The following is a 13,947-nucleotide window of genomic DNA, read 5'->3' as shown; positions in this document are numbered from 1 at the left end:
CGGGTGATCCAGTATTCCAGAGGCTGTGCGAGGATACGGAGAAGCCGCGGCGTACTGGATTCCCCGCTTTCGCGGGGAACGACGGCTGTGACGTTGGAGAGAGTTGCGCAAATTGCGTGGCGCCATGCGTCACGCTGCCTGGGAATGACGATGCTTACAGCTTCAGCTCCGCCGTGGCCTGATCCAGCCACGCCCTGGTCGCTTCATCCAGCGCCGGCCGCACCTCGGCGCTCACGCGGGCGTGGTAGGCATTGAGCCAATCGAGCTCGTCGCGGCTCAGCATCGCGACGTCGATCAGCCGGCGGTCGATCGGCGCCAGTGTCAGCGTCTCGAATGCATTCATCGGTTTCTCGGCGCCCGGAATGTCTGCCGCGACCACCAGCTCGAGATTTTCGATGCGGATGCCAAAACCATCGGTCTTGTAGTAGCCGGGCTCGTTGGAGAGGATCATGCCGCGCTTCAGCGGCGTGGTGCCGAGCTTCGAGATCCGCGCCGGCCCCTCATGCACCGAGAGATAGCTGCCGACGCCGTGGCCGGTGCCGTGCTCGAAATCGACGCCGGCGGCCCAGAGATATTGCCGCGCCAGCGTGTCGAGCTGCGCGCCGGTGGTGCCGTCGGGGAACACCGCGCGCGCGATCGCGATGTGGCCGCGCAAGACACGAGTGAAGCGGTCGCGCATCTCGGCGGTCGGCTCGCCCACCGCCATAGTGCGGGTGACGTCGGTTGTGCCGTCTTCGTATTGTGCGCCGGAATCGATCAGCAAGAGGTCGCCGCGTGCGATCCGCCGGTTGCTCTTGCGGGTGACGCGGTAGTGCACGATAGCGCCGTTCGGTCCGGTGCCGGAGATGGTCGGGAACGACACGTCCTTCAATGCACCGGTGTCGCGGCGGAACGTCTCCAGCGCCTCGACGGCATCGATCTCGGTGAGCTTGCCGCTTCCTGCCTCGCGGTCGACCCAGGCGAGAAAGCGCGCCAGCGCCACGGCATCGCGCCGGTGCGCGGTTTTCGTGCCGGCGATCTCGGTCGTATTCTTGACCGCCTTCAACAGCGCAATCGGATCGTTGCCGCGCACCGGCTTGCCACCGGCGCCTGTGATCAACCGGCTGAGCGCATCGGCCGCGGTGGCATTGTCGAGCGCAATCGCGGCGCCGCTCTTGGCGAGCGCCATCAGCGTCGGCGCCATCGCATCGGGCTCGCGCACATCCGCCGACTGCTCGAGATGGTCGCGGGTCAGGTTGGAAAGCTTGCGGTGGTCGATGAACACGGTCGGCCGGCCGTCCTTCGGCACCAGCGCGTAGGACAGCGGCAGCGGCGTGTGCGCGACGTCGGCGCCGCGAATGTTGAAGGTCCATGCCACGGCATGGCTGTCCGACAGCACCAGCGCATCGACACCGAGCTTCTCGATCTCGCTGCGGATCTGCTTCAGCTTCTCGGCTTCGGCGGTGCCGGCATATTGCAGGCCGTGCACCGCGACCGGCGCGAGCGGCGGCAGCGGCCGGTCCGGCCAGACGGTGTCGACCGGGTTGCTGTCGACGGCGACCAGCTCGGCGCCGGCCTTGGCGCAGGCGCCTGCGAGGCGCTCGGCTGCTGCAAAAGTGTGCAGCCACGGATCAAATCCGAGGCGGTCGCCGGGCTTCAGATGCGCCGTCAGCCAACTCTCCGGCGGCGGATCGATCAAGGACTCCACCGCCCAGGCCTTCGCATCGACCTGCTTGGCGGCCTGAAGCGTGTAGCGGCCGTCGACGAAGACTGCGGCCTCCAGGGTCAGAACCACCGCAAGTCCCGCCGATCCCGTGAAACCGGTCAACCAGGCGAGCCGCTCCTCCGATGGCGCCACATATTCATTCTGCTGCTGGTCGGCGCGCGGAATCACGAACCCCGACAGCTTGCGGCGAGCGAGCTCTTCACGAAATGCGGCAAGCCGCGCCGTCAATGCGACGCCGGCCTCCGGCTCCTCGAATGTCTGGAAGTGCGCTTCGAACATGGCAGGCTCAGTCTAGGATCAAGGGGATCAGTCCGCAATGTAGACGCATTTGCAGCGCATTTGGCATGGACTGTGCTTGAAAAATTCCGTCTGAGTCGCGTGGAGTAAAGGGATGCGGCCTCTAGGCTTCGTCCGGATAACAGGGAAATTCGAGCAAGTGGTTCTACTCAACGGCGAGGGGACACACGATGCCAGCGTTCACCTTTGAGAAGATCTCGCCGCCGGTCCGCCGCGCCCCGGCTGCAACGACGCCCAAGAAGCCGCGCGGCGTCATCAGCCAGATGATCGACCGTTTCGCCGAGCGCCGCGCCCGGCGTGCCCTGCAAGGCGACTGCGCGCCGACGCGCCGGGAAGAGAAGCCGGCGGAGTAGCGCCGCATCGACGGCTTCGTAGGCTGGGTTAGCCGAAGGCGTAATCCACCAACTTTCCATTCACGGGCGAGACAAGTGGTGGGTTACGCTTCACTAACCCACCCTACAGCAGCTCAACCCACCTTGCGCAGCAACAAGCTGCTCCAGCCCTCGATCCGCAGATGGCGCAGCGGAACGAGCCCGCGCGCGCGGTAGGCGGCGATCACAGCAGGGGCCTGATGTGTCAACAGGCCGGAAAGGATCACCCGGGCGCCAGGGGCGAGATGCCGCGTCATCGGGCTCGCCAATTGCCGTAACGGATTGGCGAGGATGTTGGCCAGCACCAGGTCGAACGGGCCGCACTCGGCAAAGTCCGGCGCGGCGAAGCCGGTGGCGCGGATCGCCCGCACATGGTGACCAACTTCATTCAGCCTGGCGTTCTCGGCCGCCACGCGCACGGAAGGCGGGTCAATATCGGAGGCGAGCACCGCGCGATGCAGCGCCTTGGCTGCTGCGATCGCCAGCACGCCGGTGCCAGTGCCGAGGTCGAGCACGCGCCGTGGCCGCGCGCTCTTCAGGATATGGTCAAGCAGCAGTAAACAGCCGCGCGTGGTGCCATGATGGCCGGTGCCGAAGGCGAGCGCCGCCTCGATCTCGATGGCGAGCTTGTTCTGCGCCACGCGGTCGCGATCATGGCTGCCGTGCACCACGAAGCGCCCCGCCGGCACCGGGACGAGATCTTCCAGGCTCGCCTTGACCCAGTCCTTGGCCTCGATCGTATCGAAGGCGAGCTGATCTGCGATCTCGTTTCCTGCTGAAGTTGCAACGACTTCGCGCAATAACGCCTGGTCAGGCGCCTCGGCGAAATGCAGGGTGACGTCCCATTGTCCGTCCGGCCGCTCGAAGGCGGCAACTGCCGCGTCGCCATCGAAAAAGACCTCGGTGAGCACGTCGACGACACGCTTGGCCGCGGCCTCAGTGCCGATTGAAAAGCTTGCGCGATGGGTGGGAGAGGGCTGCATCTTAAGGTTCCGCTGGATTCAATTTTTAGAGTTTTTGTTCCCAATTTTCCGCATAACTTGCAGTTCTCGGATTAACCTGACCGTAGGTTGTATCCCGTAGCTTTCCGGATGTTGGAGGCAACCAACACAGCTTGAAATGGAAACGGAGGCGAGTCTTGAAGCGTTTGGTTCAGAAGTTCTGGTCCGATGAATCCGGGGCGACCGCGATCGAATACGGCCTGATCGCAGCCGGTATCGCGCTGGCGATCATCACCGTGGTGAACAGCCTGGGCACCACCCTGAACGAGAAGTTCGGTGCGATTAGCAGCTCCTTGAAGTAATTTCAGCCTTCCATTTCCCAGCGGCGGCTACATTCTTCATAGACGGCTTTTTTGACCAACGCCCGCAAGGGGATTGCCCCCTGGCGGGCGTAGTCGCTTTCGGCGGCGGCTTTCACAGCGATGTCCCCAAGCCGTCCGCCTCTTCCTCGGATGGCTGTCGACCAACTTATCCCGCCGCTTATCCCCAAAAGATTTCCACAGCATTTCCCCCGCTGCGCACAGGCATCCACGGCCTCGCCGGTCGTGCCTCAGTTTGGAATTTCCGCTCACGCCCCGTGGCGGATGTTCCTCCAGCGTTCGCCGGTCGAACGAACGACCGCGGCGGACTTCCTACGACAAGGGTATTCGGGGGACGTTCCTGGTGACGACCGAACCTGCACCATCCTCATCCATGCGTGATTTTCCTCGGTCGACGGCCCGCCCACAGCTCATCCACAGCCTTATCCACGGGTTCCGAACAGCGAGCGATGATCCCTTAGGATCACCCGCGCCGCGTTATGGCCGGGCGCGCCGGTGACGCCGCCGCCGGGGTGGGCGCCGGAACCGCAGTGATACAGGCCCTTCAGCGGCCCGCGGTAATCGGCGTGGCCCAGCATCGGCCGCGCCGAGAAAAGCTGGTTCAGCGTCAGCGCGCCGTGAAAGATGTCGCCGCCGAGCAGGCCGAACTGCCGTTCGAGATCGAGCGGCGAGAGAATCTGGCGGCCGAGCACGCTGGCCGCAAAGCCAGGGGCATATTTGTCCACCGTCGCGATCATGAGATCGGCGACTTCCTCGCGGTGATCGTCCCAGGACTTGCCGTCGGGCAGTTCCGGAGCGACGTGCTGGCAGAACAGGCTCGCGACGTGCTTGCCCGCGGGCGCAAGGGTGTCGTCGAGTGTCGAGGGGATCAGCATCTCGACGACCGGCTCCCGGCTCCAGCCCTGTGCGCGCGCATCGAGATAGGCGCTGTCCATGTAGCCGAGGCTCGGCGCGATGATAATGCCCGAGGTGAGATGATCGCCCTCGCCCGGCAGCGCGGTGAAGGAGGGCAGGTGGTCCAGCGCCACGTTCATGCGGAAGGTGCCGGAGCCGTTCTTCCAGTGGCGAATGCGCGCGAGGAAGTCGGCGGGCAGGGCCTGCGCCGCGACCAGCCGCGTATAGAGCAGCTTTGGATTGACGTTGGCCGCGACATATTTCGCGCGGATGGTCTCGCCATTTTCCAGGATCACGCCGGCCGCGCGGTCGCGCTCGACGATTACCTCGCGCACGCCGGCGTCCGTCTCGATCGTGACGCCGTGGTCGCGCGCGGCGCGCGCCATCGCCTGCGTGATCGCGCCCATCCCGCCGATGGCGTGGCCCCAGACGCCCTTCTTGCCGTTCACTTCGCCGAAGGCGTGATGCAGCATCACATAGGCCGATCCCGCCGCGTAAGGGCTCGCGTAGTTGCCGACGATCGCATCGAAGCCGAACAGCGCCTTGACGAGATCGTGCTCGAACCGCTCGTCCAGCATCTCGCCGGCCGAGCGGGTGAAGAGGTCGAGCAGGCTGCGGCTCTGTTCCAGCGTCAGCCCACGCAGGATGTTGGCGCTCTGGACCGCGTTCATGGCCTCGCGGATCGCGCCAACACCAAAGCTGGCGAGCAGGTTCGGCGGCGCACGCAGCACGAACTGCCGCAACACGTCGGCGATGTCCTCCAGCTCGCGCGAGAAGCCGTCGAGCGCGTCGGCATCATGGGCGCTGAGCCGCGCGACCGCGCTTTTCGTCCTTCCCTCGCCGGTGAGGAGATAGTGGCCATCGGGCGCGGGCAGAAAATTCTGCGCGCGCCGCTCGACGACGCGCAGGCCCCTTTCGGCGAGCTTCAAGTCGCGGATCACCTGCGGATTGAGCAGGCTCACGGTGTAGGCTGCAACCGAGTTGCGGAAACCCGGATGAAACTCCTCCGTGACCGCTGCGCCGCCGACCACCTTGCGGCGTTCGACCACGCATACGCGCAGGCCCGCCATCGCGAGATAGGCCGCGCAGGTGAGGCCGTTATGGCCAGCGCCGATGATGACGACGTCGGTTTCGGTCATGAGGTTCAACTTGTTCCACGGCCATTCTGGGTTTGCGCTTTCGCGCGTGCCGGAATGACACCTGTATATCAGGTGTATATCAGGCATTGCCCGCCGCAACATCACGACAGCCTTTATTGCTCGTTCAGGGCCCTTGTGCTCCATTGCGCGCGCCCGGCGCCCGCCGGGGTGAAGCCGGAGCCCGCATGGATTCGATCGTGCAACCCGCTGCCATGGAGCAGCCGTCTTCGTCGCGCAACCGCCTGTTGCTGACGGTCTATACGGCCGCGATCTTCGTCAGCGCTCTGCTGCTGTTTTCGGTGCAGCCGCTGTTTACCAAGATGGTGCTGCCGCGGCTCGGCGGCTCGCCGGCCGTGTGGTCGGTGGCGATGGTGTTCTTCCAGTCGCTGCTGCTTGCGGGCTACGCCTATGCGCATCTGTTGATGCAGGTCAGGAACCGCATCATTCCGGTGGTGGTGCATCTGATGCTGCTGATCGCGGCCTTCGCCACGCTGCCGCTCGGCATCGCTACCGCCTATGGCGAGCCGCCCAGTTCAGGCTATGCGTTCTGGCTGCTCGGCCTGTTCGCGGTCTCGATCGGTCTGCCGTTCTTCGCGCTCGCGGCCAACAACCCGCTGCTGCAGGCCTGGTTCGTCCGCACCGGTCATCCCGATGCGCACGATCCCTACTTCCTCTATGCCTCCTCCAACATCGGCAGCTTCCTCGCGCTGCTGTCCTATCCGTTCCTGCTGGAGCCGATGTTCACGCTGCATGCGCAGAACCGGCTCTGGACCGGCGGCTACGGCCTTTTGATCCTCCTGATCGCCGGCTGCGGCGTGCTGCTGTTGCGTTCGCCGAGACTGACCGCAGTCGCCGTGCAAACCGGGGACACCAATGCGCCGGCACCGAGCCTCGCGACGCGGCTGCGCTGGATCTTCCTCGCCGCGGTGCCCTCGGGCCTGCTCATCGCCGTGACCGCGCACATCTCCACCGACGTTGCGGCGGCGCCGCTTTTGTGGGTGTTGCCGCTGTCGCTCTATCTGTTGACCTGGGTGCTGGTGTTTCAGTCGCGGCCGCTGCTGCCGCACAAATGGATGCTGATGCTCCAACCGGTCGCGATTGCCGGCGTCATCCTGCTGCTGGCCTTCGGCGGCGAGCAGAATCTGCTGCTCACGCTCGGCGGCCATCAGCTCTGCTTCTTCGTCATCGCCATGGCCTGTCATGGCGAGCTGGCGCGGACGCGACCGGCGGCAAGATATCTCACTGGTTTCTACGTCGCGCTGTCGTTCGGCGGCATGGTCGGTGGCCTGTTCGCGGGCCTGCTTGCGCCGTTCACCTTCTCGTGGATCGCCGAATATCCGATCCTGGTCGCGCTTGCCGCGCTCTGCCGACCCTCGGCAGACGAGCGACTCGCGGGCCTCGTCAAATGGTATTGGCTGGTGCTCATCGCACTCGCGGTGGCGCTGATTGCCCCATCTTGGACGACGGGCGACCTCTCGACCTGGTTCGAGGATCACCGCGTGTGGGTTGCCGGCGCCGTCGGTGTGCTCGCCGCGTTGCTGGCGCTCACGCTCAATGCCGGCCGCTGGAAGATCTTTGCCACCGTCGTGCTCGCGCTGGCGCTGGCGCGGATCTATCCGGCGGATGAGGGCCGTGTCGTCACGGTGCGCAGCTTCTTCGGCGTGCACAAGATCGTTGTGACGCCCGGCGGCTATTTCCACGTGCTGATGCACGGCACCACGATTCACGGCGCCGAGCGCTTCCGCAACAATGACGGCACGCCGGTCACGGGCCGCCCGGAGCCGATCACCTATTACCATAAGGACGGCGGCATCGGTCAGGCCATCACCGCGATCCGCGAGCGCAAGGGCGCGCCGCTGAAGGTCGCCGCGATCGGCGTCGGATCGGGCACGCTCGCTTGCGCTGCGGAGCGAGGGGAGAGCTGGAAGTTTTTCGAGATTGACCAGTCCATGGTCGACGCCGCGCGTGATCCGAAGAATTTCCGCTACATCTCGAGTTGCGCGCCGGACCTGAAGCCGGTGATCGGCGATGCGCGCCTCACCTTCGCGAAGGAGCCGGACGGCGCCTACGACCTCATCATCGTCGATGCCTATTCGTCGGACGCGATCCCGATCCATCTCGCCACCGCGGAGGCGATGAAGATCTACAAGGACAAGCTCGCCCCGCACGGCGCCGTGGTGATGCACGTCTCCAACCGGCATCTCGATCTCGAGCCCGTCGTGGTCGGTATCGCCGATGCCAACGACTTGAAGAGCTGGGTCTACAACGAGGACTCCGGGCGCGACGCGGACTACATCTTCTCGACCGACGTCGTCATCTCCGCACGCGAGGAGGCGGACGTCGGCAAGCTCGCCGCCTCCAAGCAGTGGGAGGAGACCGATGCCGACGACAACGTGCGGGTTTGGACCGACGACTATTCCAACATCCTCGGTGCGCTCTATCGGCGCCTGAGGAATGGGGAGTAGGGCTGTTAGGACAGTAGAGAATCTCGTGCCCCGGACGCAGCGCAATGTGTTGCGGTGCGCTGCAGAGCCGGGGCCTGGGTCCCGGCTCTGCGTCGCGTCATACGGGACGATGCTTCGCATCGCCCGGCATGCCGGGCCGCGTCCGGGACACGAGATCGTTTGAGACTTACGGCTCGACCGGCGTCCCCGCCGGCAGCGCAATGCCCTTCTCGCCGGCCACCCGTCGCAACAGGTCGGGACGATCCGAGATGATGCCGTCGACGCCGATCTCGATCATTCCCGCGATGTCCTCGGGCTTGTTGACCGTCCACACCACGACCCGCAAGCCGAGCGCGTGGGCCTCAGTGATCAGCGCCGCAGTTACGTCGCCGAAATAGGGCGACCAGATCGCCCCGCCCGCAGCCTTGATGGTCCGCGGTAGCGAGCCGGCATGATCGGCAGGACTGAAGCCCGCCGTCCAGCTCGTTGCCTTGTCGAGCGCGACGGTCGGCGCGGAGCCGCGCTGAAGCGTGAGATAGACGGTCGGAATCCTGGGCGCCTGCTGCTGGACGAGCTGCAAGGTCCGCCAGTCGAACGACTGGATCATGACACGGTCGGAAAATCCCTCGGTCGCGATCAGCCCGAGCAGCCTGCTGACGAAGGCCTGCGGACCCAGCGACTCGTCCGGATGGTCCGGATCGATCTTGGTCTCGATGTTGAAGCGCACGCGGCCGTTGCCCGATTTGCGCACCAGCGCGAAGACCTCCTTCAGCGTGGGAATGCGCGTGCCGGGCACGGCGTGCTGGTCGGGGAATTGCCTCGCATAGGCGCTGTCCGGCCTGATCCGGCCCACGTCGTATCTTTTGACCTCTTCCAGCCGCAATTTCACGAAGGGCGTGTCGGGGGTAGTGACGTAGGCGCCATTGGCATCGCGCGCAAGGTCCGGATTGAGCCCGCGCTCGTGCGACACAACGACCTCGCCGTCAGCGGTGACACCGACGTCGAGCTCCAGCGTGTCGACGCCCATCGACAGCGCATTGGCGAAGGCCGGCAGGGTATTCTCCGGCATCAGGGCCCGCCCGCCGCGATGCGCTTCGATGTCGAATGAAAAGTCAGATGCCATCGCGCGGCCTACCAACAGAATCGTGAATACGACTATGGTCACCGCACGTGATGGCATCATGTTTTCCCGGGCAAGAGCAAGGGCGAGATCCCAGCGTTTTTTGGCGCCTTCGGCCCAGTCTGTACGGTCGTCACGGCGTCGCCGCTCTGGTGGCGGCCGGAGATACTGCGCGGAAATCGTCGAACGCGGCGAGGCCGCGTTCAAATGGCGTCAGTTCTGATAGTAGTTGTAGCCGCTGCGCGGCTGATAATACTGGCGGGGCTGCTGCTGATAGTAATAGCCCTGTTGGCCGTAGTTTTGGCCGTAACCCTGGCCGTAGTACTGCTGCTGCGGCTGCTGCTGGATCTGCGTATCGTAGACTTGGCGGGCCGAGCGCGGCGCCGGATAGCGCGCGCCTGTGTCGCTGCCATCGGCCGGATAGATGTAGTTGTCGTCCTGCGGCATGTAGCGGCGCGGCGGTGCCTGCGGCGTCAGATCCACGGGCTCGCCGGCGGCGGTGTACTGATCTCCGGCCGGCTGCGAGGCGCGCGCGACGGCATTGCGGCCGCGCGGATTGCGCGCGAGCGCAACCGTGGCGGAGCCGGTCAGCGTCACCGTAGTGTTGAGCACGCCCTGCTCCTGCACGAGCGCATAGAGCGTCGAGGCATTCTGGCGCGACAGCCGCACGCAGCCATGCGAGGCGGGCGTGCCGAGCCGGCTGACGGAATCGGTGCCATGGATGGCGTGCCCGATCTTGGTGAAGAAGATCGAGTGCGGCATCGGCGCGTCGTCGAATTCCTTGGAGTAGTGGTCCTCTTCCATGCGGAAGGCGCGGAATGCGCCGCTCGGCGTCTCGCGCGAGGGGATGCCGGTCGACACCGGCCAGTGGTAGCGCTCGACGCCGTCGACGGCGACGGTCATCTGCTGATTGTCCTTGTCGATGGTGATGGCGACCTTCGCCTGCGCGGTGCCCGCGCTCAAAAGCATCAGGGAAGTGAAAACAATGAAAAAGGAACGCATCTGACTCTCGGCCTCCGGCCTGTTCACGCAGGCATCGCAGCTTTCCGTCCCCGGCGTGCACTATGCCTGCAATCCGGCTTTGGTTCCAGCGGGCTGCCCCATGCATCGTTAACGTGGCGCCGGGCGCAAGCAAGGCCACATTGCGCCATACCGCTGCCGGCGGTGCTGACATTTTCGCGAGCGGGCCAGCGCATTCAGCTCGACGACAATTCGTCATAAATGCGCAACCATTTGGCCGCATCTAGCATTGAACAAGCCTAATTCTTCAGCCGATAACCCGTGCGGAAGATCCACCAGATGATGGCAAGACAGATCACCAGGAACGCCAGCGTCATGCCCATGCTGACCGACACGCTGACGTCGGCGATCTCGTAGAAGCTCCAGCGGAAGCCGGAGATCAGATAGACCACGGGGTTGAGCAGCGCCACGGTGTGCCAGGCCGGCGGCAGCATGTTGACGGAGTAGAAGCTGCCGCCGAGGAAAGTCAGCGGCGTCACCACCAGCATCGGGATCATCTGCAGCTTCTCGAACCCGTCGGCCCAGATGCCGATGATGAAGCCGAACAGGCTGAAGGTGACCGCTGTCAGCACCAGGAAGGCCAGCATCCAGATCGGGTGCTGGATGTGCAGCGGCACGAACAACCCGGCGGTCGCGAGGATGATCAGGCCGAGGATGATCGATTTGGTCGCGGCGGCGCCGACATAGCCGAGCACGATCTCGAAATAGGAGATCGGCGCCGACAGGATCTCGTAGATCGTACCGACGAATTTCGGGAAGTAGATGCCGAACGAGGCATTCGCGATGCTCTGTGTCAGCACCGACAGCATCACGAGGCCCGGCACGATGAAGGTGCCGTAGCTCACACCCTGGACCTCGCTGATGCGCGAGCCGATCGCGGCGCCGAACACCACGAAATAGAGCGAGGTCGAAACGACCGGCGAGACGATGCTTTGCAGCAGCGTGCGCCAGGTGCGCGCCATTTCGAACAGATAGATGGCACGGATGGCGCGATAGTTCATGACGTCCTCACGAGGTCGACGAAGATGTCCTCGAGCGACGATTGCGTCGTGTCGAGATCGTTGAAGCGGATGCCGGCGGTGCGCAGGTCGCTGAGCAGGCTGGTGATGCCGGTGCGCTCGCCCTTGGTGTCGTAGTCGTAGACCAGCGTCGCGCCGCTGTCGCAGAGGTCGAGCTTGTAGTGGCTGAGGCTCTCCGGCAGCGCGCCGAGCTTGCCTTGCAGATGCAGCGTCAGCCGTTTCTTGCCGAGCTTCTGCATCAATGTCGCCTTGTCCTCGACCAGCACGATCTCGCCCTTGTTGATGACGCCGATACGGTCGGCCATCTCTTCGGCTTCCTCGATGTAATGCGTGGTGAGGATGATGGTGACGCCGGATTGCTGAAGGGTGCGCACGACCTCCCACATGCCCTTGCGCAGCTCGACGTCGACGCCGGCGGTGGGCTCGTCCAGGAACAGGATTTGCGGCTCGTGCGACAGCGCCTTTGCGATCATCACACGCCGCTTCATGCCGCCGGAGAGGGTGAGGATCTTGTTGTCCTTCTTCTCCCACAGCGAGAGGTCCTTCAGAACCTTCTCGATATGGGCCGGGTTCTTCGGCTTGCCGAACAGGCCGCGGGAGAAGCTCACGGTCGCCCACACGCTCTCAAAGGCATCGGTGTGCAGCTCCTGCGGCACGAGGCCGATCAGCGAGCGCGCCTTGCGGTAGGAGGTCTGGATATCCTCGCCGCCGACGGTGACCTTGCCCTCGCTCGGATTGGCGATGCCGCAGATGATGGAGATCAGCGTGGTCTTGCCGGCGCCGTTGGGACCGAGCAGGGCGAAGATCTCGCCGCGCTTGATATCGAGATTGACGTTTTTCAGCGCCTTGAAGCCGGACCCATAGGTTTTCGACAGGTTGGCGACGGAGATAATGGAGGACATGACGGCCGGATGGCTGGGGAAAGGAGGCTGGAACCCGCCGGGGAGGCAGGTCAGCGGAGCCCTGAAATAGGAATGCGCTTGCGTGGCCGCAATTCCCCGGAGAAAAATGGTCTCAAAACAGGCCCTTCCAGGGCAGGTTCCGGGCAACTGTTGCGCAACAGTCACGCGCTGCGGCTAAGATTGTCGCTCACGCGGCTCTTTGTTGCGTCTGCGAGCACGGCATGGCTACGATTCCGGCCAATCGCGAAGCGTGTGTCCCCAGGGAAAAGATCGATGAGACCGAACGGCCGTTACGCAGCCGGCGCCAGCCAGTTGTCCGCCATCCGTGTGTGGGCGATGTGCCTGCTCCTGCTGTCCGCTGTTGCCATGAGCCCGACCACCGCCAAGGCCGCGCCGTCCTCGGCGGCCGCGACGACGCATGTCTACCTGCTGCGCGGCGTGCTCAACATCTTCTCGCTCGGGCTCGACACGATCGGTGCCCGCCTCCAGGCGCAGGGCATCCCGGTGACGGTCGCCAATTTCGTGTCCTGGTCTTCGCTCGCCGATGAGGCGGCGGCCGCCTACAAGTCCGGCCGGCTCAAGACCATCATCCTGGTCGGGCATTCCTCCGGTGCAACCGCGCTGCCGGACATGATCGCCAAGCTCAACCAGCTCGGCGTCCCGGTGAAGCTCGCGATCGGCCTCGACTCCGTGTTCAAGACCAGGCTGACGACCGGCGCCGAGCGCTACATCAACATCTATATCGGCGATGGTCCCGGCGAGCCGGTGCGGGCCGCGAACGGCTTCCGCGGCAAGCTCGACAATGTCGACGTGCGCGGCACCGGCGTCGGTCACATCACGATCGACAAGAACGAGGCGATCCAGCGCCGCGTGATCGCCGAGATCGATGCCGCGATCATGCGCTCGCGCGCGCCGGCTGCACCGGTCGCCGAGCCCGGTGCGCCGAGGCCCGCGCGCTCCGCTGCGGCCGCCGCGCCGGCGCGGAACTGAAGGCCGATAGCCGAGACCTGCTTTCTTATAGGCCTGAGTTCGAGATGCCGCCGTCGACATGCAAGTCGACGGCGGCCTTGTTTTGTGCGTGATCACTCTCGTGACATCGGTCAGCGCTCGCTGCGCGCATCGTCCTCGGCTCCCGGTGCTTCGGGCTTGAGATAGACGAGCAGACAACAGCAACACATTGCGAGCCCGAGGATCGGGAATCGCAGGGCCACACCGGCGGCCGCCGCGAAGACACCGAGCGTGATCACCGAGCGGATGCGCATGATCCTGCGCTCTCTCGCTGGGACCTCGCCCGCGGGCGCCCGCCCGACGAGGTCCCAGATCAGAGCGACATAGGTCGCGTTCACCAGGAAGAACACCGCGGCGTAGAACGCGACCGGCTGCGGCGCGAGCTCGCTCACGGCCATCCAGGCGGTGGAGAGCGGCAAGAGCGACACCGAGAACAAATGCGCGAAGTTGAACCACATCAGCCGCGGCGTCGCCTCGCTGGCATAGCGCATCAGATGGTGGTGATTGGCCCATACGATCGCGATGAAGACGTAGCTCACGGCATAGGAAAGCCAGGTCGGCCACAGCGCCAGCAGCGCCGCGAAGGTCGGAATTTCCGGCGGACGAAGCTCGAGCACCAGCACCGTGATCAGGACGGCGAACACGCCGTCCGAGAATGCGCTCAGCCGTTCCGGACTCCGTCTCGCATGTGCCATGGCCGCCGCTCC

12 protein-coding genes are annotated in these 13,947 nt (G+C 64.8%); 4 read left to right on the top strand and 8 right to left on the bottom strand.

The features are described from left to right. Positions 1-154: 154 nt before the first annotated feature. Positions 155-1,984 (bottom strand): aminopeptidase P family protein, encoded by a 1,830-nt coding sequence (locus MTX21_RS16460; RefSeq protein WP_280965826.1) that lies wholly within the window; start codon positions 1,982-1,984, stop codon positions 155-157. Positions 1,985-2,172: 188 nt separating this feature from the next. On the opposite strand from MTX21_RS16460, the gene MTX21_RS16455 reads away from it, so the two are divergent. Then, complete coding sequence (locus MTX21_RS16455; RefSeq protein ID WP_280965825.1) at positions 2,173-2,355, top strand: hypothetical protein; 183 nt, start codon at positions 2,173-2,175, stop codon at positions 2,353-2,355. Positions 2,356-2,468: 113 nt separating this feature from the next. On the opposite strand, the gene MTX21_RS16450 is transcribed toward MTX21_RS16455, so the two are convergent. Further along, a complete protein-coding gene (locus MTX21_RS16450) occupies positions 2,469-3,356 on the bottom strand; it encodes a 50S ribosomal protein L11 methyltransferase (protein WP_280965824.1) in 888 nt (295 codons plus the stop codon). Positions 3,357-3,511: 155 nt separating this feature from the next. Between MTX21_RS16450 and MTX21_RS16445 the strand changes: the two genes are divergently transcribed. Continuing rightward, entirely contained in the window at positions 3,512-3,676 is a 165-nt protein-coding gene (locus tag MTX21_RS16445) for a Flp family type IVb pilin (RefSeq protein ID WP_280965823.1), read from the top strand. Between the two features lie 440 nt (positions 3,677-4,116). Here the strand turns inward: MTX21_RS16445 and MTX21_RS16440 are convergent, their stop codons facing one another. Continuing rightward, a complete protein-coding gene (locus tag MTX21_RS16440; RefSeq protein WP_280965822.1) occupies positions 4,117-5,727 on the bottom strand; it encodes an NAD(P)/FAD-dependent oxidoreductase in 1,611 nt (536 codons plus the stop codon). Between the two features lie 185 nt (positions 5,728-5,912). Here MTX21_RS16440 and MTX21_RS16435 point away from each other — a divergent pair, with 185 nt between their 5' ends. Then, positions 5,913-8,192 (top strand): fused MFS/spermidine synthase, encoded by a 2,280-nt coding sequence (locus MTX21_RS16435; RefSeq protein ID WP_280965821.1) that lies wholly within the window; start codon positions 5,913-5,915, stop codon positions 8,190-8,192. Positions 8,193-8,358: 166 nt separating this feature from the next. Here MTX21_RS16435 and MTX21_RS16430 read toward each other — a convergent pair whose 3' ends face one another. From MTX21_RS16430 to MTX21_RS16415, 4 genes are all read right to left on the bottom strand, one after another. Beyond that, positions 8,359-9,351 carry a glycerophosphodiester phosphodiesterase gene (locus MTX21_RS16430; RefSeq protein WP_280965820.1) on the bottom strand — a complete coding sequence of 331 codons (993 nt, stop codon included), beginning with the start codon at positions 9,349-9,351 and terminating at the stop codon, positions 8,359-8,361. 153 nt (positions 9,352-9,504) lie between these two features. Further along, positions 9,505-10,293, bottom strand: a complete 789-nt coding sequence (locus tag MTX21_RS16425) for a L,D-transpeptidase (RefSeq protein WP_280965819.1) — start codon at positions 10,291-10,293, stop codon at positions 9,505-9,507. Positions 10,294-10,550: 257 nt separating this feature from the next. Further along, positions 10,551-11,312, bottom strand: coding sequence for an ABC transporter permease (locus MTX21_RS16420; RefSeq protein WP_280965818.1), 762 nt, complete (start codon positions 11,310-11,312; stop codon positions 10,551-10,553). Then, a complete protein-coding gene (locus MTX21_RS16415) occupies positions 11,309-12,232 on the bottom strand; it encodes an ABC transporter ATP-binding protein (protein WP_280965817.1) in 924 nt (307 codons plus the stop codon). Before MTX21_RS16415 ends, MTX21_RS16420 begins: the two co-directional genes overlap by 4 nt. A 273-nt stretch (positions 12,233-12,505) precedes the next feature. Here MTX21_RS16415 and MTX21_RS16410 point away from each other — a divergent pair, with 273 nt between their 5' ends. Further along, the gene (locus MTX21_RS16410) at positions 12,506-13,222 is read left to right on the top strand and encodes a hypothetical protein (protein WP_280965816.1); all 717 of its coding nucleotides are present in this window, start codon (positions 12,506-12,508) and stop codon (positions 13,220-13,222) included. Positions 13,223-13,332: 110 nt separating this feature from the next. On the opposite strand, the gene MTX21_RS16405 is transcribed toward MTX21_RS16410, so the two are convergent. Then, positions 13,333-13,935, bottom strand: a complete 603-nt coding sequence (locus MTX21_RS16405) for a TMEM175 family protein (RefSeq protein WP_280965815.1) — start codon at positions 13,933-13,935, stop codon at positions 13,333-13,335. Positions 13,936-13,947 lie beyond the last annotated feature (12 nt).

Origin of the sequence: Bradyrhizobium sp. ISRA430 (genome assembly GCF_029909975.1) — a bacterium.
Lineage (GTDB): Bacteria > Pseudomonadota > Alphaproteobacteria > Rhizobiales > Xanthobacteraceae > Bradyrhizobium.
This window is presented reverse-complemented; position numbering and strand designations above follow the sequence as displayed.

What these genes read in the sequence shown, in the direction of transcription:
- MTX21_RS16460 (WP_280965826.1), bottom strand. Translation starts at nt 1,984, where the DNA reads ATGTTCGAAGCGCACTTCCAGACATTCGAGGAGCCGGAGGCCGGCGTC.
- MTX21_RS16455 (WP_280965825.1), top strand. Translation starts at nt 2,173, where the DNA reads ATGCCAGCGTTCACCTTTGAGAAGATCTCGCCGCCGGTCCGCCGCGCC.
- MTX21_RS16450 (WP_280965824.1), bottom strand. Translation starts at nt 3,356, where the DNA reads ATGCAGCCCTCTCCCACCCATCGCGCAAGCTTTTCAATCGGCACTGAG.
- MTX21_RS16440 (WP_280965822.1), bottom strand. Translation starts at nt 5,727, where the DNA reads ATGACCGAAACCGACGTCGTCATCATCGGCGCTGGCCATAACGGCCTC.
- MTX21_RS16435 (WP_280965821.1), top strand. Translation starts at nt 5,913, where the DNA reads ATGGATTCGATCGTGCAACCCGCTGCCATGGAGCAGCCGTCTTCGTCG.
- MTX21_RS16430 (WP_280965820.1), bottom strand. Translation starts at nt 9,351, where the DNA reads ATGCCATCACGTGCGGTGACCATAGTCGTATTCACGATTCTGTTGGTA.
- MTX21_RS16425 (WP_280965819.1), bottom strand. Translation starts at nt 10,293, where the DNA reads ATGCGTTCCTTTTTCATTGTTTTCACTTCCCTGATGCTTTTGAGCGCG.
- MTX21_RS16420 (WP_280965818.1), bottom strand. Translation starts at nt 11,312, where the DNA reads ATGAACTATCGCGCCATCCGTGCCATCTATCTGTTCGAAATGGCGCGC.
- MTX21_RS16415 (WP_280965817.1), bottom strand. Translation starts at nt 12,232, where the DNA reads ATGTCCTCCATTATCTCCGTCGCCAACCTGTCGAAAACCTATGGGTCC.
- MTX21_RS16410 (WP_280965816.1), top strand. Translation starts at nt 12,506, where the DNA reads ATGAGACCGAACGGCCGTTACGCAGCCGGCGCCAGCCAGTTGTCCGCC.
- MTX21_RS16405 (WP_280965815.1), bottom strand. Translation starts at nt 13,935, where the DNA reads ATGGCACATGCGAGACGGAGTCCGGAACGGCTGAGCGCATTCTCGGAC.